The organism is Lacinutrix sp. MedPE-SW (assembly GCF_001874145.1).
Taxonomy (GTDB): domain Bacteria; phylum Bacteroidota; class Bacteroidia; order Flavobacteriales; family Flavobacteriaceae; genus Lacinutrix.
Map to the genome: position 1 here is coordinate 1 of NZ_MPCX01000005.1, position 23,855 is coordinate 23,855.

The window sequence follows — 23,855 nt, forward strand, 5'->3', positions numbered from 1 at the left end:
AACAACCTTCTTAAAAGCTTCTAATCAACACATTATGTACTGGTTTTTTTTGACTTTTATTTCTCACCTTTGTCCTTATTATATATACCCTAATTTTTATCCGTTTTCATACCCTTTATATAACTATAATAAATACCATAACAATAGCCTTAGTTAATACTTCATTTCATAATGCCTTTTTTACCCTTTTATTTGCGTTAGGGATTGATACGGCATCCTTTTTTTTATTTCAAAAAAAAAGATATAGTGGAAAGCCCGACCTTTGGGAACGCCATTAATACTAAAATGATATAATTTCACTTTTTGTATTGCTTGTCTGTTAGTAACCTATTATCTTTGTTTGTTGAATTTAATATTATATATGATACAGATTACTTTACCAGATGGGAGTGTAAAATCGTTTGAAACGAATTCTACACCTATGGATGTTGCTAAGAGCATTAGCGAAGGTTTAGCCAGAAATGTTATTTCGGCTAGTTTTAACGGTTTAACAGTTGAGACCACTACTCCACTTACCACCGATGGATCATTAATATTATATACCTGGAACAATGATGAAGGAAAAAAAGCTTTTTGGCATTCTAGTGCACATGTTTTAGCACAAGCTATTCAGGAATTATATCCAAACGCTAAATTAACTATAGGGCCAGCTATTGAGCGTGGTTTTTATTATGATGTAGATTTTGGTGAAGATGTTTTAACTGACAAAGATTTTAAAACTGTTGAAAGTAAGATGTTAGAGATTGCTAGAGGTAAGCATGATTTTAATATGAGAAGCGCTACTAAGGCCGAGGCTTTAGAACTATATAAAAACAACCCTTTTAAGACTGAATTAATACAAAATTTAGAGGATGGTACTATTACTTTTTGTGACCATTCTACTTTTACAGATTTATGTCGTGGTGGCCATATTCCAAATACAGGAATTATTAAAGCCGTTAAAGTACTATCTGTAGCTGGTGCTTATTGGAGAGGAGATGAAACAAAACCTCAATTAACGCGTGTTTATGGTATTAGTTTTCCTAAACAAAAAGAATTAACTGAGTATTTAGCGCTTTTAGAAGAAGCTAAAAAGAGAGATCATAGAAAACTAGGAAAAGAACTTGAGTTATTTACCTTCTCTCAAAAAGTTGGAGCTGGTTTACCATTATGGCTACCTAAAGGAACAGCTTTACGAGAGCGTTTAGAAAACTTTTTAAAAGCTGCACAAAAGAAAGCTGGTTATGAAATGGTAATGAGCCCGCATATTGGACAAAAAGAATTATATGTTACTTCAGGTCACTATGCAAAATATGGAGAAGACAGTTTTCAACCAATAAAAACACCTAAGGAAGATGAGGAGTTTTTATTAAAACCAATGAATTGTCCTCACCACTGTGAAATTTACAATGCTGCACAATGGTCTTATAAAGATTTACCTAAGCGTTATGCTGAATTTGGAACTGTATATAGATATGAGCAAAGTGGAGAATTACATGGTTTAACACGTGTTCGAGGTTTTACTCAAGATGACGCCCATTTATTTTGTACGCCAGACCAATTAGATGCTGAGTTTAAAAATGTAATTGACTTAGTACTATATGTTTTTGGATCTTTAGGTTTTGAGAATTTTACAGCTCAAGTTTCTTTAAGAGACCCTGAAAATCCTGAAAAGTATATAGGTAGTTTAGAAAATTGGGAGAAAGCAGAACAAGCTATTATTAGCGCTGCTAAAGATAAAGGATTGAACTATGTAATTGAGACTGGAGAAGCTGCTTTTTATGGACCTAAGTTAGATTTTATGGTAAAAGACGCTTTAGGAAGACAATGGCAATTAGGTACAATACAAGTAGATTATAACTTACCAGAGCGTTTTGATTTAACTTATAAAGGAAGCGATAATGAGTTACACAGACCAGTAATGATTCACCGTGCACCATTTGGGAGTATGGAGAGATTTATTGCTATTTTATTAGAGCATACAGGCGGAAATTTCCCACTTTGGTTAATGCCAAATCAAGTTTCTATATTAACTCTTAGTGAAAAATATGAAAAATACGGCGAAAAAGTTTTAAATTTGCTAGAAAATCACGAAATTCGCGCACTTATAGATAACCGAAGTGAGACTATTGGTAAGAAAATTAGAGAGGCCGAAATGAACAAGACGCCTTATATGATTATAATAGGCGAGAATGAAGAGAAAGAAAACAAAATATCTGTAAGACAACATGGCGGAGAAGATTTAGGCACGATTAGTGTAGAAGACTTCTCTGAGATTGTTAAAACAGAAATAAATAAAACATTAAAACAATTTTAAAATAAACGTTTAACTAAAATACATAAGTCATAGCAATACGTAGAAAAAGATCGAGAGGACCTTTAAGAGTCATTAAAGAAGACCAACACAGAATTAATTCAAAAATTAGAGCAGAAAAAGTGCGTCTAGTTGGAGAAAATGTTGAAGTTGGTATTTACACATCCAAGCAAGCTTTAGCCATAGCAGAAGAACAAGAGTTAGATCTTGTTGAAATATCGCCAAAGGCAGATCCGCCTGTATGTAAAATTATGGACTATAAAAAGTTTCTTTACGAACAAAAGAAACGTGACAAGGCTTTAAAGAGTAAAGCGACTAAGGTTGTTATAAAAGAAATTCGTTTTGGCCCTCAAACAGATGACCATGATTACGAATTTAAAAAGAAACATGCAGAAAAATTCTTAAAAGAAGGTGCTAAATTAAAGGCATTTGTATTCTTTAAAGGACGATCTATTGTGTTTAAAGAACAAGGTCAGATATTATTGTTGCGTTTAGCACAAGACCTTGAAGAACTTGGTAAAGTGGAGCAAATGCCGAGATTAGAAGGTAAACGTATGACTATGTTTATCGCTCCAAAAAAATAGATAATACACCTAATAAGTATTTAGGTTTAAGATATTATAAGTGAAATCATTAAAAACAAGGAAACAAGATGCCTAAAATGAAAACAAAATCTAGTGCTAAAAAGCGTTTTAAGCTTACAGGTACTGGGAAAATTAAAAGAAAGCACGCGTTTAAAAGTCACATTTTAACAAAAAAGTCTAAAAAACGTAAGCTAGCTCTAACGCATAGTGCATTAGTACACGAAGCAGATGAGAATAACGTTAAAGTAATGTTACGTTTAAAGTAATAGTTATTTTAACCGGTTACAAATTATTTATAAACCCTGGAGATAGGCAAACTAAGATTTGATTAAAAGTGTCGTTATTGACCGCCTACTACAAAACACATTTAAATTATGCCAAGATCAGTAAATTCTGTTGCCAAAAGAGCCAGAAGAAAAAAGGTGCTTAAACAAGCAAAAGGTTACTTTGGACGTCGTAAAAACGTTTGGACAGTAGCAAAAAATGCGGTTGATAAAGCGATGCAATATTCGTATAGAGACCGTAGAAATAAAAAGAGAACTTTCCGTGCATTATGGATCACGCGTATTAACGCTGGAGCCCGTTTACATGGAATGTCTTACTCACAATTTATGGGTAAATTAAAAGCTAATAACATCGAATTAAACCGTAAGGTTTTAGCAGATTTAGCAATGAATCACCCAGTAGCTTTTGAAGCTATTGTGAACAAAATTAAATAAAGGCTTTTTGCCAATTAATTAATATAATTTCACTTATAAAATTAAAGCCCGATTCGTAAGAATCGGGCTTTTTTATTTTATATATCTTAACTTAATATTAAAATAAAAATTCAAATTATAATTTACATTTGTAGATATACTTATTAAATGGATTTATCGAATATAAAATTAGTAGTAACAGATATGGATGGTACCTTATTAGATTCCAACCATAAAGTAAGTGATAGTTTTTACACACTACATCAAGAACTTAAAAAAAACAATATACAGTTTGTTGCAGCAAGTGGAAGACCATTTTATAGTATTTCGAAAAAACTTAGCCTTATAAAAAATGATATTATAATAGCTGCGGAAAATGGTGCTTATGTAGTAGATGATAACCAAGTAATTTTATCTACACCAATACACAATGATTTTTTACCAGAATTATTTGAAGCTATAGAAGATTTTAAAGATATTCATGCTGTATTTTGTTCAAGAGATAAAGCGTATGTAAAAGAACAATCTAAGGATTTATTAAATGTAATATCTCAATATTATACAGAATACGAAATTATAAAATCACCAAATGCTATTACAGAAGATATTTATAAAATAGCATTGTACCATGAAACAGATTCTGAAAAATACATTTATCCACACGTACAGATTTTAGAGTCTAAATTTAAGGCAATAGTATCTGCAAAAAACTGGGTAGATTTATCTAGAATAGATTCTAACAAAGGCCAAGCTATAAAATTAATACAAAACAAGTATAATATTAAGCCTGAAGAAACTATGGTTTTTGGAGATTATAAAAATGATTTAGAAATGTTGGCTTTAGCAAAATATAGTTTTGCAATGGAAAATGCTCATCCAGATGTAAAAAAAGCTGCCAAGTATATTACTAAAACTAACGATGAAAATGGTGTTGAATATATTTTAGAACAATTGGTTGGTGCTAAAAACAACAATTAATTTAATTTTATAGCAGAAATTTTTAAAGTTTCCTCCTTGCCTTTTAGCTCTAAATCTCCAATATATTTAGTTTTAAATTTACTGGATAATTTTAAATCGTGTATTATAGCATTTGAACAAAGTAAAGTTTCATTGTATTTATTACATTCGCCTTGAATTCTAGCGCAAGTATTTATTACATCTCCATGATATGCTATTTCTTTTTTAATACTCCCAACTTCGGTAACAATTAACTCACCACCATGAATTCCAGCTTTAAATTTAGGAACTAAACCGTATTTTTTTAAATACCGTTTTTGTTTTTTTTCTATTCTAGATTTAAAGTGAAAAAATAATTCTACACAATTATTTTTTTTAATCCCTGTTTTATACTTCCAACTTAAGACTGCTTCATCTCCAACATATTGGTATATATCTGCATTATATTTTGAAACAATTCTATTTAAATCGTAAAAACAATCCTGGATTAATTCACTATAACGGTAGTGGCCTATTTGCTCAGCTATTGTGGTTGAAGCTTGTAAATCTAAAAACATAAATATGCGTTTTTCTTCTTTAGGGTTTCTATACTTACCTATTAAAAAATTAAAAAACACACCGCTTCCAAATTTTTCATTAGCTATTTTTATAAATGAAAATATTATAGAACAAACTAAAAAGTACCCTACCAATAACCAGAAATGACGACTTTCTTTCCACCAACCATCTTCATTACTTATATTTAAATTTAATGCTTCTTCAACTAATGGATATACATAATTAAGCGATAAAATAATACTTAAAAGATATATTATAAATTTTTCTGTAAGTACTAATGCTAGGGATAGGTTTTTAGATAAAAACTTATCGAAAAGAAATTCTGTTATAGTAAAAATTACACCAATTAATACTCCTAATATTACACCAAAATATAATATATCTGAAATATGATAGGTGGTAACTATTACTCCTTCTTCTGATCCTATTGCAAAATATCTTATAAAGATAAAAATAGAAAATGCTATTATCCAGAATACTATTGTTAATAGTAATAGTCTTAAAAATTGTACTACGTAACTATTCACTTGTTATTTGTATGAGATTTCGTCTATAGCTGCTTGAAATTCTTTCCAGTTTATATAATTGTCACCATCTTTATCGTAACCTTCAATTAATTTTGAAGCTACAATACCGCGAATAAATCCACTAATTTCTGCTTCTTTTAGCAAATCTTTTATTTCAGATTTTGACAGTTTTTGGTCGCCATTATCATCAAAAAAATTAAATGCTTCTTCTGGTGTTCTAAAATGGTTTGTTATTAGTATTTGTATTTTTTTCAATATTTGCTCTTTTGTAGACATTGCTATTATTTTTAGGTATTAATAGTGTTTGTTTTTTAGCTTTTACGATTGAAGTACCGCGTTAAGGATGGAGGCTTTGTTGGAGCTCGCCAGACTTTTTTGTCTGGAAGCGACTGCCGAGAGCCTGACCTAAACCTGTTTTTTTACAGGTTTGGGTAACGCCCATATTTTAAGTTTTTTGTTTCTTCTTTTTTGCAGCAGGAAATAATACGTTATTTAATATTAAACGGTAACCTGGAGATGTTGGATGTAAATCTAATTCTGTTTTTGGATCACCAACTTTGTGTGTATAATCTTCTGGATCATGACCACCATAAAAAGTAAAAAAACCTTTTCCTTTTATGCCGTGTATGTATTTTGCTTCGCCATTAGTGTGGTTTTCACCCATTACTAAAACATTGCTTTTTATCTCGTCTCGAGTAAAAGAAGTGGTTTGTCCCATAAAACCTTTTACCAAAGCGGTGTGGTTTTGACATAGCATGGTTGGTATAGGATCCCATTTTGCTGAGAAATCCATTAGTGAGAAATAGTCTGTTTGTTTTGGTATTTTTCGTTTTCTAGTCATGTCTATACTAGAAAATTCGTAAACCATTGGACTACGCTCTAACGTGTAGTCTTTAAATGCGAAAGTTTTATTATAATCTATTTTAGATTGGTAATTTGCATCACTACCATCACCATCAAACATTGGTTCGCAAATGTCTACATTTTCGGCAGATAAGGCAATATCAAAACTATCTGTAGCACTACACATGGCAAACATGAAACCTCCACCAACTACATAATCACGAATTTTAAGTGCAACATCTCTTTTTGCTTCAGATACTTTATTGTAGCCTAATTTTGTAGCTAATGCTTCTGCTTCTTTTTTTTCTTCTATGTACCAGGCTGCTGCACGATACATTCTATAAAATTTTCCAAACTGTCCTGTAAAATCTTCATGGTGTAGGTGTAACCAATCGTACAAAATAAGTTCATCGTTTAGTACTTCTTCATCGTAAACGGTTTCGTAAGGTATTTCGGCATAACTTAAAACCATTGTAACGGCATCATCCCATGGCAATTTTCCTTTTGGCGTATAAACTGCAATTTTTGGTGCTTTTTCTAATACAACAGCTTCCATATTTTGGCTTGGGCTACTAATTTCCTCAAGTATAGCTTGAGCGTTATCATCACTTATAACTTCAAAACTTACTCCTCGAACTTTACATTCGTGCCTAACCTCGTCATTATCTTGTAATAAAAATGAACCACCACGATAGTTTAAAAGCCACTTTACCTTTGTGTTTTTTGCCAACACCCAATAGGTTATACCATAGGCTTTTAGGTGGTTTTTTTGAGAGTCTGCATCCATTGGTATAAGAATATACGATGCATAACTATGTGTTGTTAAAAGAAATAATAATAGAAATAGCACTTTTTTCATAATCGTTATTACAGATTTTGTTTAAACTGAAATAAATATGCAGAAAGATAATCAAAAATTATTCCTTTTCAATTTAAGAAAGATTAATGTTAACGGAAGCTTTTAGGCAGATATGAGTTTTGCTATACCTTGTGTGCTTTTAAACTGCTCCATAATAATTTTTAAAAATACAGTTATTGGAATTGCCATTATTAAACCTGGAACTCCCCAAAGATATCCCCAAAACATAAGTACTATTAAAACTGTAATTACATTTATTGAAAATGATTTTCCCATAAATATAGGTTCTAAAATACTACCATAAAGTACTTGAGTTCCTGCTATTGCAATTATAAAAAATAATAAAGATGTTGAAGGTTCTAATTCTACAAATGCAAAAATTGATAATAAAATTACAGTTATAAAAGAACCTACCATTTGTACAAAGTTTATTAAAAAAGCAAATAACCCCCAAAAAATAGGAAAACTTACATCGAAAAAATAACAAGCTAAACCTGTAAAAAGACCTGTAAGAAAACTAACTAAAAATTTAACTTTAATGAACTTGATTAGGTCGTTTTCTATTTTTATAAATGTTTTAATGGATTGATGCCTTTGTTTTAAAATTGTCTTGTTTAATAAATTTTCAATATTTATAGACTCAGCAAGCCATAGTACAACAAAAAAGAATGTCATTAACAGCGCTGTTAATGTTTTTGTTATAAAATTTAGTGTGCTACCAAAGTTATCGAATATAAATTCTTTATTTATAAATCGCGATAATTTTGAAGTTTCTGTTTTATTTGATTCTATCCCAAATACAGACTCTACATCGTAAATTAAATCGTTTATTTTATTTTCGGCATTGAGTAAAAAGGCAGAATCTGTTTCCATTATCTGTTTACTTGATAATTTAACTAGTTCTATACCTAATTTTAAACCCAAAAACATAATAAGTAATACAACCAGAATACTTAAAACTTTATGCACACCACGACGTTTTAAATAACGTAATAATGGTAAAAATAACAATGCAATAAACATTGAGAATACTAATGGAATAAATATAAAAGACAATATTTTAAGTAGATAAAATATTATTGGTATTACTATTATTAATAGCAAATAATTGGTTGTACGGATTTTGTCCATTAGGTATTTAAATTTAAAACCAAGTCTCTGTCTAGAAACTTGGTTACAAAAATAGTTTAAAGCAAGGTTAATTTTAAATAAATTAACATGAGTTTTAATTAAAAAGGAACATCATCATCTTCTGGTGCTCCAAATGCATCATGCGGTGATGCTGTAAAGTTATCTTGTTTAAAAGTATCGTCGTTTGCTGCATTCATTTTAGAATGAAATTCGTTATTAGCAAATGGCGTATCGAAATCATCTAGGTTATCAAATTTACCAAGGTTTCCAATAAACTTTAATCGTATATTTTCTAAACCACCATTACGGTGTTTTGCAACAATAAATTCTCCTTGACCAGCGGTTGGCGATTGCTCATCGTCATCCCATTCGTCTATTTTATAATATTCTGGTCTATAAATAAACGATACAATATCGGCATCTTGCTCAATGGCTCCAGATTCACGTAAATCTGACAGTAATGGTCTTTTACTTCCTCCACGTGTTTCTACCGCACGTGATAATTGTGATAATGCTATTACTGGTACTGATAATTCTTTTGCTAAAGCTTTTAAGTTTCTCGAAATTGTAGATATTTCCTGCTCACGGTTTCCTCCATTACCTGCTGCTGTCATTAACTGTAAGTAATCAATCATGATCATTTTTATACCATGTTGAGATGCTAAACGTCTTGCTTTTGCACGTAAATCGAAAATTGAAAGTGATGGTGTATCATCTATAAATAATGGTGCCTTTTCTAAAGCTTTAACTTTTACGTTAAGCTGTTCCCATTCGTGTTTTTCTAATTTTCCTGTTCTTAATTTCTCTGATGATAATCCCGTTTCACTAGAAATTAAACGTGTAATTAATTGTACAGAAGCCATCTCTAAAGAGAAAAATGCTACTGGAATATTTGAATTTACAGCAACGTTTCTTGCCATAGTTAAGGTAAAGGCTGTTTTACCCATACCTGGACGTGCTGCTATAATAATTAAATCACTTTCCTGCCATCCAGATGTTAATTTATCTAACTTATTAAACCCAGAAGGAATACCACTCATTCCTTCTTTTTTAGAAATTTCTTCAATTTTCTTTTTGGCTTGTATTACTAAATCTTGAGCTGTTTCACTAGATTTTTTAATATTTCCTTGGGTTACTTCATATAATTTAGATTCTGCACGATCTAATAAATCAAATACATCTTGAGTTTCATCGTAAGAATCTTCTATAATTTCACTAGAGATTTTTATTAAGCTTCGCTGAATGTATTTTTGTAAAATAATACGGGCATGAAACTCGATGTGAGCAGAAGATGATACTTTTTGCGTTAGAGAGATTAGATAAAAGTCTCCTCCAGCTAAATCTAACTTTGCATTAGTTTTTAATTGGGTTGAAACGGTTAATAAGTCAATAGGTTGACTTTCCTGAAACAACATAAAAATGGCTTCAAAAATATGTTGATGCGCTTCTTTATAAAAAGCCTCTGCACTTAATATATCGATAACCTCATCTACACCCTTTTTATCAATCATCATAGCGCCAAGCACAACCTCTTCTAAATCAATGGCTTGAGGTGGAATTTTACCTTTCTCAAGATTGATTATTGTGCTTTTATCTACTTTATATCCTTTTAATTGGTTTGGTTGTTTCATAGACAACGAAAGTAAAAAAATTGTTACGTGAATGTAAATTTTGATTCTTTTCAATCTTCACACATCATTAACAATTCAACTGTTAATAACTTGATTTTATTGTTAATAAGCATAAAAAAATCTGAAAGACTAGCTTTCAGATTTTAATATTTTGAGTGTTTATTGCTGCTAGCCTTTAAATACTCCCATTTGAGAATATTTATCCATACGGTTAGAAACTAAATCTTTTGGTGATAAGTTTTTAAACTCTTCAAAAGATTTTAAGATTGCGGTTTTCACAGCTTCGTATGTTTTTTCTCTATTACTATGTGCGCCTCCTAAAGGTTCTTTTATAATTTCATCTACCAACTTCATTTTTTTCATGTCTTTGGCAGTAAGTTTTAAAGCATCTGCTGCTTGTTCTTTAAACTCCCAACTTCTCCATAATATAGATGAGCAAGACTCTGGAGATATTACAGAGTACCAAGTGTTTTCTAACATTAATACCTTATCTCCTACTCCAATTCCTAATGCTCCACCAGATGCACCTTCGCCAATAACAATTGTTATAATTGGTACTTTTAAACGTGTCATTTCAAGAATGTTTCTTGCAATGGCTTCACCTTGTCCTCTTTCTTCTGCTTCTAATCCAGGATATGCTCCAGGTGTATCTAATAAGGTAATTACAGGTATACCAAATTTCTCTGCAGATTTCATTAAACGTAACGCTTTACGGTAACCTTCTGGATTTGCCATCCCAAAGTTTCTGTACTGTCTCGTTTTTGTATTGTAACCTTTTTGTTGACCAATAATCATAAAACTTTGGTCTCCAATTTTACCAAGACCTCCAATCATAGCTTTATCATCTTTAAAGTTACGATCACCGTGCAATTCTAAAAACGAATCTCCACATAAGGCATTTATATAATCTAATGTATATGGCCTGTTTGGGTGACGTGACATTTGTACACGCTGCCATGGTGTAAGGTTTTTGTAAATTTCTTTTTTTGTAGCAACAAGCTTCTTTTCTATTTGCTTGCAGGTTTCGGTAACATCTACATCACTTTCTTCTCCAATAACCTGGCATTTGTCTAATTGCTCTTCAAGTTCTTTAATAGGTAATTCAAATTCTAAATATTCCATTGAGAATTGTATTAAATAGTTTCTTATAGTTAGTGTGCAAAATTACACAATTTTTTCGTTTTGACTCTTTTTAATCTTAAAGGCTTTTCTGTTTTTTAAAATTCCGTTTAAAAGTACTGTGGCTAAAATAATTACAGCGCCATAATAAAATGAAGGTGACATTTTTTCTGATAAAGGAAATAATATAATAGCCAATATTACGCCATAAATAGGTTCTAAGTTATAGGTTAAAACAACAGTATACGGACTTATTTGTTTCATTACATAAGTGGCTGCAATAAATGCATAAGCTGTACAAACTGAAGCTAAAATGAATAAATAACCAAAGTCTTGTATACTTATATTAAAGTAACTAGCCGTAAAACCGTTACCAAAAACAGCAATAAATATAGAAATAAATAGTACGCCTGCAATAAACTCGTAAAATGATATTTTAGTAGCCGAGTCTTTTTCTAAAAATTTTCCGTTTAATACTGCAAATAGGGAAGAAAAAAAAGCTGAAGCTATACCTAATAGAATACCATATATGTGTTTCATTTCTGTTTGTAAGATTATAAAAACACCTAAAATTACTATTAGTCCAAAAAGTATTTCGTAACTAATAATTTTTCTTTTATATATTATAGGTTCTATAAATGATGCAAAAAAAGCTCCTGTAGAAAACATAGCTAATGCAATAGATATGTTTGAAACATCTATGGATGCAAAAAAGGTTATCCAATGTAATGCTATAATAATACCTCCAAATGAAAATTTTAACAATGTTTTTTTATCTATAGAAATATCAACCTTAGCTACCTTAATGTATATAAACATTAAAATAGAAGCGATTAACATTCTATACCATACTAAAGAAACTGCTTCTATAGATATTAGTTTGCCTAATATAGCGGTAAAGCCTGCTATAAATACCAACACATGTAAGTGTAAGTAGTTTTTTAGTTTATCGTTTAGCATTATATAAAAGTATAGCTGCTAAAATACCAAAAATAAAGTTTGGAAACCATACGGCTATAAGTGGTGAAAAGTCTGATTGTGCAGCCATTGTACCAAATATTTTATCGAAAAAGACAAATACCATTGCTATACAAATACCAAAGGCAAGGTTTACACCCATTCCTCCACGTCTTTTTTTAGACGATACAGCAACGGCTATAATTGTAAGTATAAAAACTGAAACAGGTAAACTCCATTTTCTATAGAGTTCTAATTTATAACGACCAATGTTTGAAGAGCCTCTTTTCTCTTCACGTTCTATAAAATGAGTTAGTTCTCCATACCTTAAAGTTTCTGCTATATATTCTTCAGGAACTAAATCTTCTAGCTCGAATGAAAAGATTGTATCTTTTTTTCTTTCGATAGCTAATTCATCTTCGTTTTCACCTACATTTCTTTTTAAGTAACTTCTAAGTCTATAAATAGAATCGTCTTCTATATATCTTATGTTAGAAGCACTTATTTTATAGGTCATTTTATTATTTTCAAAATGTTCTAAAGAAAAATTAAGACCTGTTTTCTTTATTGGGTCGAAGCTACTAACATAAATAATCTCTTTATCGTTAATTTGCTTAAGAACATTGCTTTGTGCTTGATTATTTTTTCTTTTTAAGTACTTATATTGGTAGTCATTAAATCCTTTACTTGCAATTGGCGCAAGATAAAGACCTAAAAGAATAGAAAACATAGCCACTATTGTTGCTCCTATTAAATATGGTCTTAAAAATCTAGTAAACGACACACCTGAACTTAAAAATGCTATAACTTCTGTATTATTAGCTAATTTTGAAGTAAACCAAATTACAGATAAGAATAAAAACAATGGAAATAAAAGGTGTGCAAAATAGATTGTAAAATCAAGAAAATATATTAGTGTTTCTCCTAAAGGCGCTTCGCGATCTAATATTTTTCCTATTTTCTCGGCAAGGTGTACGGTTATTCCAATTGGAATAAACAGTAAAATCATCATTACAAAAGTAAGTAGATAGCGTTTAAGTATGTACCAGTCTAGAATTTTCAATATTACAGTCTTTTGTCCATTTGTTTAACCATGGTATCTTTCCAAGTTCTAAAATCTCCTGCTAATATATGCTTTCTTGCTTCACGCACCAACCACATATAAAAACCAAGATTATGTATGGTAGCTATTTGTGCTGCCAATCTCTCATTAACACTAAATAAATGACGAACATATGCTTTAGAGTAATCTGTATCTACCCAAGTTATTGCCATTTCGTCTAATGGAGAGAAATCGTCTTTCCATTTTAAATTTTTAATATTTATAGTACCATGAGCTGTAAATAACATACCATTTCTTGCATTACGCGTTGGCATAACACAATCAAACATATCTACACCTAAAGCAATATTTTCTAAAATATTTATTGGTGTACCAACTCCCATTAAATAACGTGGCTTATCTTCTGGTAGTATATCTGTTACTACTTCTGTCATTGCATACATTTCTTCAGCTGGTTCTCCTACAGATAAACCTCCAATAGCATTACCTACTGCTCCTGCATTTGCAATATATTCGGCAGATTGTTTACGTAAATCTTTATATGTACTACCTTGAACTATTGGAAAAAATGCTTGAGAATAATCGTATTTAAATGGTACTTTTTCAAGATGGTTAATACAACGGTCTAACCATCTATGCGTCATATGCATTGAGCGTCGTGCGTAATTATAATCGCAAGGATATGGTGTACACTCATCAAACGCCATAATAATATCTGCTCCAATACTTCGCTGTATTTCCATTACATTTTCTGGAGTAAATGTATGGTAACTTCCATCTATATGAGATTTAAACTTAACGCCTTCTTCTTTAATCTTTCTTCTTGATGATAAAGAATACACTTGGTAACCACCAGAATCTGTTAAAATATTACGATCCCAGTTCATAAACTTATGTAAACCTCCAGCTTTTTCTAAAGTTTCTATTTGAGGTCTTAAATACAAATGATATGTATTTCCTAGAATAATATCTGGATTAATATCATTTTTAAGTTCTCTTTGGTGCACTCCTTTTACAGAAGCCACTGTACCTACTGGCATAAATATTGGTGTTTCTATCACACCATGATCTGTTGTTATTACTCCTGCTCTAGCTTTACTCTGCAGGTCTTTTGATTTTAAATCGAATGTCATTTTTATAAAAATATTCAGCTGGTAAAGATAATTAACAAATTAAGAATGCTTCTTAAACATTTAATAAATTTATATGTTTTTATAAATTGTTAGCAATTCCTATTATTTCGTTAATAAATGCGTTGCAAGAGTCTTTGTAAACACTCATTAAAAAGTTATTTTTGATGCTTTATAAATCAAGCTAAAAATAATGGCAACAACACAACAATTAGAAGACATTACAACACAAGTTCGTAGAGATATTTTACGAATGGTTCACAAAGTTAACTCTGGTCATCCAGGTGGTTCTCTTGGGTGTGCAGAATTTTTTGTTACACTTTACAATGAAATCATGGATAGAAAAGATGGTTTTGACATGGATGGTATAGGAGAAGACTTATTTTTTCTATCAAACGGTCACATTTCTCCTGTATATTATAGTGTTTTAGCCAGAACTGGTTACTTTCCTGTAAATGAGTTAAACACGTTTCGTTTAATAAACTCAAGATTACAAGGACACCCAACAACTCATGAAGATTTACCTGGAGTACGCATAGCTTCTGGTTCTCTTGGTCAAGGAATGAGCGTAGCTCTTGGTGCTGCTCAAGCTAAAAAGTTAAACGGTGACAACCACTTAGTTTATAGTTTACATGGCGATGGAGAATTACAAGAAGGACAAAACTGGGAAGCCATTATGTATGCAGCCGGAAATAAAGTTGATAATATTATTTCTACTATAGACTTAAACGGGCAACAAATTGATGGTTCTACAGATACTGTTTTACCATTAGGAAGTTTAAGAGATAAATTTGAAGCTTTTGGATGGACTGTTGTAGATATTGAAGAAGGAAATAATGTAGATGCTATTTTAAAAGGAATGGCTGAAGCTAAATCACTAACAGGAAAAGGAAAACCTGTTTGTGTATTATTAAAAACAGTTATGGGTAACGGTGTAGATTTTATGATGCATACACACGCTTGGCACGGTAAAGCTCCAAATGACGAACAGTTAGCCGAAGGCTTATCGCAAAACCCAGAAACTTTAGGTGATTACTAATCCTTCAAAACAAGAGACAAAAATGAAAACTTACGAAAATCAAGGAAATAAAGATACACGCTCTGGATTTGGAGCAGGATTAACAGAATTAGGGCAAACCAATGAAAATGTTGTTGCACTTTGTGCCGATTTAATTGGTTCACTTAAAATGGACGATTTCAAAAAAAATCATCCAGAACGATTTTACCAAGTAGGTATTGCAGAAGCCAACATGATTGGGTTAGCTGCCGGTTTAACCATTGGAGGAAAAATTCCTTTTACAGGAACATTTGCAAACTTTTCAACTGGTCGTGTGTACGATCAAATTAGACAAAGTGTTGCATACTCAGATAAAAATGTAAAAATTTGTGCCTCTCACGCTGGTTTAACTCTTGGAGAAGATGGTGCAACACACCAAATATTAGAAGACATTGGACTTATGAAAATGCTTCCTGGTATGACTGTGATTAATCCTTGTGATTATAACCAAACAAAAGCAGCAACTATTGCTATAGCAGAACATCATGGACCAGTTTATTTACGTTTTGGAAGACCAAAAGTGGCAAACTTCACTCCTTTTGATCAAAAATTTGAAATAGGAAAAGCATTGCATTTAGTGGATGGAACAGATGTTACAATTGTAGCAACAGGTCACCTTGTTTGGGAAGCACTAGAAGCTGTTAAAACTTTAAATGAAAAAGGAATCTCGGCTGAAGTCATAAACATTCACACTATTAAACCTTTAGATGCAAAAGCAATTATAGACTCTGTAAGCAAAACTAAATGTATTGTTACCGCAGAAGAACATAATCACTTAGGTGGATTAGGAGAAAGTGTTGCAAGAGTTTTATCTCAACACAAACCAACACCTCAAGAATTTATTGCTACAAATGATACATTTGGCGAATCTGGAACACCAGCTCAACTTATGGAAAAGTATGGATTAAACGCAAATGCTATTGTTAAAGCATGCGAAAAGGTTATTAAAAGAAAATAATATTATTTATATATATTTTAAAAGGGATGATATTTTTTCATCCCTTTTTTTATATCTAGATTTCTATAAAAGAAATATTTTATAGACGCTTTCGTTTATAATATATAAATCAATAAAACGAACACAAATGAGTTACACAAAAAAAATTATCGCAATTATCGTATTAAGCATTGTTACAGTCTCTTCTATTAAAGCACAAGAAGGTAGTGGTTTTGGTTTAAGAGCTGGTATTAATTATAATGCAAATGGAGATTATTTTAATTCTATTTCAATGGCTAGCGAAGATCCTACAGCAGCTATAGGATACCATCTTGGCGTATTTGGAAAACTAGGAGATAAATTATATGTAAAACCAGAATTGGTTTATACAAAAACTAAAACAGAATATTCAATTGGTGATTTTGAGGTACAAAAGTTAGACGCTCCAATACTAGTAGGATTAAAAGTTATTGGTCCGCTTAGTGTTTTCGCAGGTCCTTCATTTCAATATATTCTAGATACAGAATTTGAAAATGCAACACTTGAAGATATTGAAGATGATTTTTCTGTAGGTCTAAATTTTGGTATAGGTTTAAATTTTAATAAAATTGGTATAGACTTAAGATATGAACGTGGATTTAGCGAAAATGAAGTTACTGTAATTACAAATAATACAACTGTTTCATCAGACAGATTAGATACAAGAGCAGAACAGCTAATATTAAGTGTTTCATTTAACCTTTAAAACAAAAAAAGCGTATAACAAATTAAGTTATACGCTTTTTAGTTTATTTTCTTATTAACTATGAATCTGAGTCTAAATAATTTGGTATACCATCACCATCGGTATCATCATTAGTTAAGAGACCATCTGAGTCTGCATCTTCATTTTTACTTAAAATACCATCACCATCATCATCTGTGTCTAAATAGTTTGGCGTGCCATCACCATCGGTATCATCATTTGTTGGGTCTCCATCACCATCAACATCTTCATCTTTAGTAGAAACACTATCATTATCATCATCAAAATCAATATAATTTGGAGCAGAATCTCCATCTGTATCATCATCATCTCCATCATTATTGCTATTTAAGTCTTCAAGATGAGAAGGCACATTATCTTCATCATAATCTGTATCTGCTCTTCCAATAGTTTTAAACGTAAAAAATATTGGAGAATAACTTTCTATAGAAGAAGTTGAAGGTGGATATCTAAAATAACCTAAACCTGAAGGAATAAACACAGCACCAATTCCATGATTGTGATTTGTAATAGTTCCATCAGGGTTACCATTGTCATCTGTATTTTCAGTAAAACCTACAGCTGTTTTAAAACTAATTAAAGCTTCTCTAAATCCAGTAACAACACCTCCTAAAAGTCCAACATTACTTAAGTTAAAAGATATAGGATTTATAGCACTATCAAATGAAACTCCGTCTGGAGTAAATCCATTATACTCAACAACTCCTTTATCTAATGGGTGTATTAAGTTACCTGTAGCTTGAGGGTCGTCTTTACTTCCTCTTAATTGTAATATATATAAATCGTAATCAACATCATCCTCTGTTACCGATTTTACTATTAATTTTGGATAATCAGGTTCGTTTAAAAAGCTTAAAATAGATCTTTGTGCAGGCATAACATTTGGATCTATTTCACTAAAAACTAAATCAAACTCATCGTTAGGAGTAATTGTTGCTGGAGTTGTTGAAAAATCACTATAAGCAGGATTAGCTTGAAAATCTGCATAATTAAATGTATGAGTTTCTAAGTATTCTAAAATCTCTACAATATTTTCATTATACACTTCTTGTCTATCTCTATCTGGAGCAATGTCAATTGAGTCATCATCATCCTTACAAGAAAAGACTGAAATGAAAAGTAATAAAATGGGGATAAATAATTTCCTTAAATTCATTTTTGCTTATTTTTGAGCGCAAGATAAGTTTAATAATAATCTTGCACAATATCATTAACGTACAATTTACATAAATTATATGCGTATAGATAAGTATTTGTGGTGCTTAAGATATTTCAAAACTAGAAATATTGCTAGTACAGCTTGTAAAAAAGGCCACGTAAAAGTTAACAATTTAGTTGTAAAACCAAGTAGGGAAGTCTATCCAACAGATAAAGTAACTGTTAGAAAAAACCAAGTTAATTATAGCTTTACAATTTTAGATATACCAGAAAATCGCTTAGGAGCAAAATTAGTAGATATATATAGAGTTGATACAACTCCTAAATCAGAATTTGAAGCTCAAGAACTACTTAAATATTCTAAAGATTATTATAGAAAAAAAGGAACAGGTAGACCTACAAAAAAAGATAGAAGAGATATTGATGATATTTATAGAGACAACGAACTTTAATATATTAACAAAATGAAACAAGAACAAACACGTAACAAAATTTTGTCTCATGATGAAATTAAAAATAAAATTAGAAGAATTGCCTATCAAATATATGAAAGTAATATAGATGAAACTGAAATAATTTTAGCAGGAATAGATCAAAACGGATATGTTTTAGCTAAAAAATTAAAAAGAATTCTAACTGAAATATCTTCTATCAAACCACAACTTTGCAAAGTGATTATTAATAAAAAGTCACCAATTAATAATATAAAAACTTCTCTTACTAAAGCAGAGTATACTAATAAGTCTATAGTTTTAATAGACGATGTATTAAACTCAGGAACAACTTTAATTTATGGTGTTAAATATTTTCTAGATGTCCCATTAAAACAATTTAAAACCGCAGTATTAGTTAATCGAAATCACAAAAAATTTCCAGTAAAAGCAGATTTTAAAGGTATTTCGCTATCTACATCTTTAAATGAGCATATAGAAGTTGTTTTAGACACAAATAACTATGAAGTTTTTTTAAAATAGTTTAAGTATAATACCTTCTACTATTTCGTTAATACTCCCATTTGCATTTGTAGTATATTCTGCTCTACTATAAAACGTATTACGTTCAAACAAATGTTTACCAATAAACTCTGTTAAAAGTTCATCTGTGTCTATATGAGCCACTAAAGGTCTTTTTGCTTTTTCTTTTTTTAGTCTACTTACCAAAACTGGAATACTAACTTTTAAATATATTGTAGTAACATTTTCATTTAATAGTAAACTATCCATTGTATCAAAATAACAAGGTGTTCCGCCTCCAAGAGATATTATAGTGTTATCTACAGAATTCAATAAATTAGTTAAATGTTCTTTTTCTTTTTTTCTAAAATATATTTCACCGTGATCCTTAAAAATTAGATTTATGTCTTTCTTCTCATTTTTTTCTATTACTTCATCTAAGTCTAGATAGTCAAATGATAGAATTTTTGATAATTCTACTCCAATTTTTGACTTTCCTGATGCCATATACCCAATTAATATAAAATTCATTTAAACGCTTATTATTTGATTATTAAACATGTAGCTAATTACCCAACAAAAAAACAAAATTTTTTTTTAAAATAGGCTTGTATAATTAATAAAAGGTCTTATATTTGCACCCTCATTAAGGAAATGACCTGGTAGCTCAGTTGGTAGAGCATCTCCCTTTTAAGGAGAGGGTCCTGGGTTCGAGCCCCAGCCCGGTCACTAAAAAAAGTTAAGCTTTGCTTAACTTTTTTTTTTACTTTATTTTAAATAGCGCACGTGGCGGAATTGGTAGACGCGCTGGCTTGAGGGGTCAGTAATTATTTAAATTGTGGAAGTTCGAATCTTCTCGTGCGCACTCTTCAAAATTTATCGTTAAGATTTTCATAAAAGACTATTTTTTGTTTTTTTTTTACTATTTTGTTTAACAATTTGTAAAAAAAAATGAACAATATAAAAACAAGCTTCAGTATCAAGGACTTAGAAAACCTATCAGGTATTAAAGCTCATACAATTAGAATTTGGGAGAAACGTTACAAACTTTTTGAGCCTAATAGAACTGAAACAAATATTAGGTATTATTCATCAAAAAGTTTACAAAAACTATTAAACATATCTTTTTTAAATAAAAATGGCTATAAAGTATCTAAAATTGCTAAACTAAGTGAGATTGAGATTCCTGAAATAGTTAAAAGTATTGCCGAAAAACAGAATTCAAAAAACAATTATATTGATCAAATGAAATTTGCAATGCTAAATTTCGATCAAGAGCTTTTTTATAAAACTTATGAAGATTTAGAAAATAAATATAGTTTTATAAAAATTTTTGATACTGTATTTATTCCATTGTTAGACATTATTGGAATGCTTTGGCAAACCAATACAATTACTCCTGCTCACGAACATTTTATTGTTGAATTAATAAAACAAAAAATAGTAATAGCTACAAATTTAGAAGCTAATAATAAAAAAAGAAATACTATTAAATATAATACTGCCTATGTACTTTTTTTACCTGAAGGCGAAATGCACGAACTAGGATTATTGTATATTAACTATATTCTATCAAACAAAGCCTTAAATAATATATATCTTGGCCAAAGTGTACCCAATAATAGTTTAAAACATATATGTGAAATCTATGACCAAGTTACCTTTGTTTCTGTTTTCACTTTAAAACCAGATAGCAACGACTTAGATAAGTATTTTAATACTTATGCTAAAGATTTATTTAATAAAAATAATAACAAATTACTAATTTCATCTCATTTTGCAGATTCTATAGATAACAAAAAACTTCATCCTAATATTTCTATCTATAAAACCTCTAAAGAATTGGTTGAAAAAAATTTTAATTTAGAAACTGTTTAAATGAAAAAAATTGCAATAATAGGTTCTGGTTTTTCTGCACTTGCTGCATCATGTTATTTGGCTAAAACTGGCCATGAAGTATCTGTATACGAAAAAAATGCTACCATTGGTGGAAGAGCTAGACAATTAAAAAAAGAAGGTTTCACTTTTGATATTGGCCCAACTTGGTATTGGATGCCAGATGTATTTGAACGTTTCTTTTCAGATTTCAATAAATGCCCTTCAGATTATTATGAATTAGAAAAGTTAAATCCTGCGTATTCTGTATATTTTGATAAAAATGATTACATCACAATTGAAGATACAATTGATAAAATATATTCTGCATTTGAAGCAGAAGAACCAGGTAGTTCAAAAAAATTAAAAAAGTTTATTGACAATGCAAAAGAAAATTATGATGTAGCCATAAAAGATTTAGTATATAGACCTGGAGTTTCTCCACTTGAACTAGTTACACCAATAACTATAAAAAAAATAAGTCAATTTTTAAGTACTATAAAAAAAGACGTACGAAAAGATTTTAAAAACAAAAAATTAGCTCAGATATTAGAATTTCCTGTTTTATTTCTTGGAGCAAAACCAAGTAACACACCGTCTTTTTATAGCTTTATGAATTATGCAGATTTTGGTATTGGTACGTTTCATCCTAAAAAAGGAATGTATCAAGTTATTTTAGGTATTGAAAAACTAGCAGAATCTTTAGGTGTAAAAATATATACTAACTCTAACGTTGATAAAATTAATATAAATGAGCAAAATAATGTTTCTAATATAGTTGTAAACGGAAAAAAAATAGATTGCGATATATTGTTAAGTGGAGCAGATTATCACCATACAGAAACTTTAATTGAAAAAAAACACAGACAATACTCAGAAAAATATTGGGAGAAAAAAGTATTCGCACCATCATCACTATTATTTTATGTAGGCTTCGATAAGAAATTGAAAAATGTAAACCATCATACATTATTTTTTGATGTCGATTTTGATGTTCATGCAAAAGACATTTACGACAATCCTAAGTGGCCAGAAAACCCATTGTTTTATGCAAGTTTCCCAAGTATTACAGACGGTAACGCTGCACCAGAAAACAAAGAAGCTGGTATTTTTTTAATACCTTTAGCACCAGGCATAGAAGACAATAAAGATATTAGAGAAAAATATTTTAATAAAATAATTTCTCGATTTGAGAATCTAACTTCGCAAACTGTTAAAGAATCTATTATATTTAAGGAATCGTTTTGCGTAAACGATTTTATAAAAGATTACAATTCTTATAAAGGAAATGCTTATGGAATGGCTAATACATTATTACAGACTGCTTTTTTAAGACCAAATTTAAAAAGTAAAAAAGTTAAAAACTTATATTTCACAGGACAACTAACAGTACCAGGACCAGGAGTACCGCCAGCTTTAATTTCTGGAAAATTAGTTTCTGAACTAATAAATAAAAACCAAAAGTAATATGAAAACGTTATTTGACACCGTTTCTTTTAAGTGTAGCAAAGTGGTTACACAGTCTTACAGCACCTCGTTTTCTATGGCTACAAAAATGCTTGCCGATACAATAAGACAAGATATTTATAATATATATGGCTTTGTTAGGTTTGCAGATGAGATTGTAGATAGTTTTCACGATTATGATAAACCAACTTTGTTTGCAAAATTTGAAAATGATTTAAAAGATGCTTTAAAAGATAAAATTAGTTTAAACCCTATATTAAACGCCTTTCAGCATACTTACCATAAATATAATATTGAAAAAGAAATGGTAGACGCTTTTATGCGAAGTATGCGTTTAGATTTACACAAAACAAATTACTTAACAGAAGCAGAATATAAAGACTACATTTATGGCTCTGCAGATGTTGTTGGTTTAATGTGTTTAAAAGTTTTTGTAAATGGAGATGCTTCTAAATTTAACGAGTTAAAAAGCTCTGCAATGTCTCTTGGCTCTGCATTTCAAAAAGTAAATTTTTTAAGAGATTTAAAAGCAGATTTCGACGACTTAGAACGCACCTATTTTCCCAATACAGACTTAAACAACTTAGATGAAATTGCGAAACAAAATATTATAGAAGATATAGAAAGTGATTTTGCAAAAGGACTAAAAGGGATAAAAGAGTTGCCTATAGATGCTAGATTTGGAGTTTTTATGGCTTATAGATATTACAGTCAATTACTTAAAAAACTCAAAAAAACTCCTGCGCTAGAAATAAAATCTGCTAGAATTCGTGTCGCTAATTATAAAAAAGTAGAGCTTTTAACTAGAAGCTATGTAAAATATCAATTAAATTTAATGTAATGCAAATACTTTATTGGATTTTAGTTTTTTTAGGTACATTTTCCTTTATGGAATTTATGGCCTGGTTTACACATAAATATATAATGCATGGTTTTTTATGGTCGTTACATAAAGACCACCATCATAAAGACCACAACAGTTGGTTTGAAAGAAATGATGCTTTTTTTATATTCTATGCCATTGTAAGCATGATTTGCTTTTACCTATGGAGTTATGAAGGCGTTTGGTATTGTTTACCAATAGGCTTAGGCATTATGGCTTACGGTGCTGCATACTTTGTAGTTCATGATATATTTATTCACCAACGTTTTAAACTATTTAGAAAAGCAAACAATAGATACGCTAAAGGCGTAAGACGCGCACATAAAATGCACCACAAACACCTAGGCAAAAATGATGGTGAATGCTTTGGAATGCTTGTAGTACCATTTAAGTACTTTAAACGCTAACC

The 23,855-nt window shown here is 30.4% G+C and carries 25 protein-coding genes and 2 tRNA genes; 16 read left to right on the forward strand and 11 right to left on the reverse strand.

The features are described from left to right. The first annotated feature begins 361 nt into the window (after window positions 1–361). The 5 genes from thrS (at window position 362) to BM549_RS06115 (ending at window position 4,553) form a co-directional block, all read left to right on the forward strand. Entirely contained in the window at window positions 362–2,296 is a 1,935-nt protein-coding gene (gene thrS / locus BM549_RS06095; RefSeq protein WP_290469456.1) for a threonine--tRNA ligase, read from the forward strand. Window positions 2,297–2,367: 71 nt separating this feature from the next. Beyond that, window positions 2,368–2,877, forward strand: a complete 510-nt coding sequence (gene infC / locus BM549_RS06100) for a translation initiation factor IF-3 (RefSeq protein WP_256365400.1) — start codon at window positions 2,368–2,370, stop codon at window positions 2,875–2,877. Window positions 2,878–2,945: 68 nt separating this feature from the next. After that, window positions 2,946–3,143, forward strand: coding sequence for a 50S ribosomal protein L35 (rpmI, locus tag BM549_RS06105; protein WP_013868672.1), 198 nt, complete (start codon window positions 2,946–2,948; stop codon window positions 3,141–3,143). Between the two features lie 108 nt (window positions 3,144–3,251). Further along, complete coding sequence (gene rplT / locus BM549_RS06110) at window positions 3,252–3,596, forward strand: 50S ribosomal protein L20 (protein WP_013868673.1); 345 nt, start codon at window positions 3,252–3,254, stop codon at window positions 3,594–3,596. 147 nt (window positions 3,597–3,743) lie between these two features. After that, window positions 3,744–4,553 (forward strand): HAD family hydrolase, encoded by an 810-nt coding sequence (locus BM549_RS06115; RefSeq protein WP_290469457.1) that lies wholly within the window; start codon window positions 3,744–3,746, stop codon window positions 4,551–4,553. Here the strand turns inward: BM549_RS06115 and BM549_RS06120 are convergent. The 9 genes from BM549_RS06120 to tgt form a co-directional block, all read right to left on the reverse strand. After that, entirely contained in the window at window positions 4,550–5,617 is a 1,068-nt protein-coding gene (locus BM549_RS06120) for an adenylate/guanylate cyclase domain-containing protein (RefSeq protein ID WP_290469458.1), read from the reverse strand. The two genes, BM549_RS06115 and BM549_RS06120, sit on opposite strands and share 4 nt — an antisense overlap. Before the next feature lie 3 nt (window positions 5,618–5,620). After that, the gene (locus BM549_RS06125) at window positions 5,621–5,872 is read right to left on the reverse strand and encodes an EF-hand domain-containing protein (protein ID WP_290469459.1); all 252 of its coding nucleotides are present in this window, start codon (window positions 5,870–5,872) and stop codon (window positions 5,621–5,623) included. A gap of 190 nt (window positions 5,873–6,062) precedes the next feature. Then, entirely contained in the window at window positions 6,063–7,319 is a 1,257-nt protein-coding gene (locus tag BM549_RS06130; RefSeq protein WP_290469460.1) for an asparagine synthetase B, read from the reverse strand. A gap of 102 nt (window positions 7,320–7,421) precedes the next feature. After that, the gene (locus tag BM549_RS06135; protein ID WP_290469461.1) at window positions 7,422–8,450 is read right to left on the reverse strand and encodes an AI-2E family transporter; all 1,029 of its coding nucleotides are present in this window, start codon (window positions 8,448–8,450) and stop codon (window positions 7,422–7,424) included. Window positions 8,451–8,548: 98 nt separating this feature from the next. Beyond that, complete coding sequence (gene dnaB, locus BM549_RS06140) at window positions 8,549–10,081, reverse strand: replicative DNA helicase (RefSeq protein WP_290469462.1); 1,533 nt, start codon at window positions 10,079–10,081, stop codon at window positions 8,549–8,551. 168 nt (window positions 10,082–10,249) lie between these two features. After that, window positions 10,250–11,203 (reverse strand): acetyl-CoA carboxylase carboxyltransferase subunit alpha, encoded by a 954-nt coding sequence (locus BM549_RS06145; RefSeq protein ID WP_290469463.1) that lies wholly within the window; start codon window positions 11,201–11,203, stop codon window positions 10,250–10,252. A gap of 42 nt (window positions 11,204–11,245) precedes the next feature. After that, window positions 11,246–12,160 carry a DMT family transporter gene (locus tag BM549_RS06150; protein WP_290469464.1) on the reverse strand — a complete coding sequence of 305 codons (915 nt, stop codon included), beginning with the start codon at window positions 12,158–12,160 and terminating at the stop codon, window positions 11,246–11,248. Next, entirely contained in the window at window positions 12,147–13,220 is a 1,074-nt protein-coding gene (locus BM549_RS06155) for an LptF/LptG family permease (protein ID WP_290469465.1), read from the reverse strand. Before BM549_RS06155 ends, BM549_RS06150 begins: the two co-directional genes overlap by 14 nt. Before the next feature lie 2 nt (window positions 13,221–13,222). Then, window positions 13,223–14,353, reverse strand: coding sequence for a tRNA guanosine(34) transglycosylase Tgt (tgt, locus tag BM549_RS06160; protein WP_290469466.1), 1,131 nt, complete (start codon window positions 14,351–14,353; stop codon window positions 13,223–13,225). Window positions 14,354–14,543: 190 nt separating this feature from the next. Between tgt and BM549_RS06165 the strand changes: the two genes are divergently transcribed. The 3 genes from BM549_RS06165 to BM549_RS06175 all read left to right on the forward strand — a co-directional run bounded on the left by BM549_RS06165 (window position 14,544) and on the right by BM549_RS06175 (window position 17,089). Beyond that, entirely contained in the window at window positions 14,544–15,389 is an 846-nt protein-coding gene (locus BM549_RS06165) for a transketolase (protein ID WP_290469467.1), read from the forward strand. A gap of 22 nt (window positions 15,390–15,411) precedes the next feature. After that, entirely contained in the window at window positions 15,412–16,365 is a 954-nt protein-coding gene (locus tag BM549_RS06170) for a transketolase family protein (protein ID WP_290469468.1), read from the forward strand. A gap of 127 nt (window positions 16,366–16,492) precedes the next feature. Then, window positions 16,493–17,089, forward strand: coding sequence for an outer membrane beta-barrel protein (locus BM549_RS06175; protein ID WP_290469469.1), 597 nt, complete (start codon window positions 16,493–16,495; stop codon window positions 17,087–17,089). Between the two features lie 58 nt (window positions 17,090–17,147). Here the strand turns inward: BM549_RS06175 and BM549_RS06180 are convergent, their stop codons facing one another. Then, window positions 17,148–18,266, reverse strand: a complete 1,119-nt coding sequence (locus BM549_RS06180) for a hypothetical protein (RefSeq protein WP_290469470.1) — start codon at window positions 18,264–18,266, stop codon at window positions 17,148–17,150. Window positions 18,267–18,345: 79 nt separating this feature from the next. On the opposite strand from BM549_RS06180, the gene BM549_RS06185 reads away from it, so the two are divergent. Next, complete coding sequence (locus tag BM549_RS06185; protein ID WP_290469471.1) at window positions 18,346–18,720, forward strand: RNA-binding S4 domain-containing protein; 375 nt, start codon at window positions 18,346–18,348, stop codon at window positions 18,718–18,720. 12 nt (window positions 18,721–18,732) lie between these two features. Further along, a complete protein-coding gene (locus tag BM549_RS06190; RefSeq protein WP_290469472.1) occupies window positions 18,733–19,242 on the forward strand; it encodes a phosphoribosyltransferase family protein in 510 nt (169 codons plus the stop codon). On the opposite strand, the gene BM549_RS06195 is transcribed toward BM549_RS06190, so the two are convergent. After that, the gene (locus BM549_RS06195; RefSeq protein ID WP_290469473.1) at window positions 19,234–19,752 is read right to left on the reverse strand and encodes a shikimate kinase; all 519 of its coding nucleotides are present in this window, start codon (window positions 19,750–19,752) and stop codon (window positions 19,234–19,236) included. The genes BM549_RS06190 and BM549_RS06195 overlap by 9 nt on opposite strands. A gap of 125 nt (window positions 19,753–19,877) precedes the next feature. Here BM549_RS06195 and BM549_RS06200 point away from each other — a divergent pair. From BM549_RS06200 to BM549_RS06225, 6 genes are all read left to right on the forward strand, one after another. Beyond that, window positions 19,878–19,950, forward strand: a tRNA-Lys gene (locus tag BM549_RS06200). 51 nt (window positions 19,951–20,001) lie between these two features. After that, window positions 20,002–20,086: transfer RNA gene (locus tag BM549_RS06205), tRNA-Leu, on the forward strand. Window positions 20,087–20,172: 86 nt separating this feature from the next. Beyond that, entirely contained in the window at window positions 20,173–21,099 is a 927-nt protein-coding gene (locus tag BM549_RS06210) for a MerR family transcriptional regulator (protein WP_290469474.1), read from the forward strand. Then, on the forward strand, window positions 21,100–22,563 hold the full coding sequence (locus tag BM549_RS06215; protein WP_290469475.1) for an NAD(P)/FAD-dependent oxidoreductase: 1,464 nt from the start codon (window positions 21,100–21,102) through the stop codon (window positions 22,561–22,563). Between the two features lies 1 nt (window position 22,564). Continuing rightward, on the forward strand, window positions 22,565–23,404 hold the full coding sequence (locus BM549_RS06220; RefSeq protein WP_290469476.1) for a phytoene/squalene synthase family protein: 840 nt from the start codon (window positions 22,565–22,567) through the stop codon (window positions 23,402–23,404). Then, window positions 23,404–23,853 (forward strand): sterol desaturase family protein, encoded by a 450-nt coding sequence (locus BM549_RS06225; RefSeq protein WP_290469477.1) that lies wholly within the window; start codon window positions 23,404–23,406, stop codon window positions 23,851–23,853. Before BM549_RS06220 ends, BM549_RS06225 begins: the two co-directional genes overlap by 1 nt. Window positions 23,854–23,855: the final 2 nt, after the last annotated feature.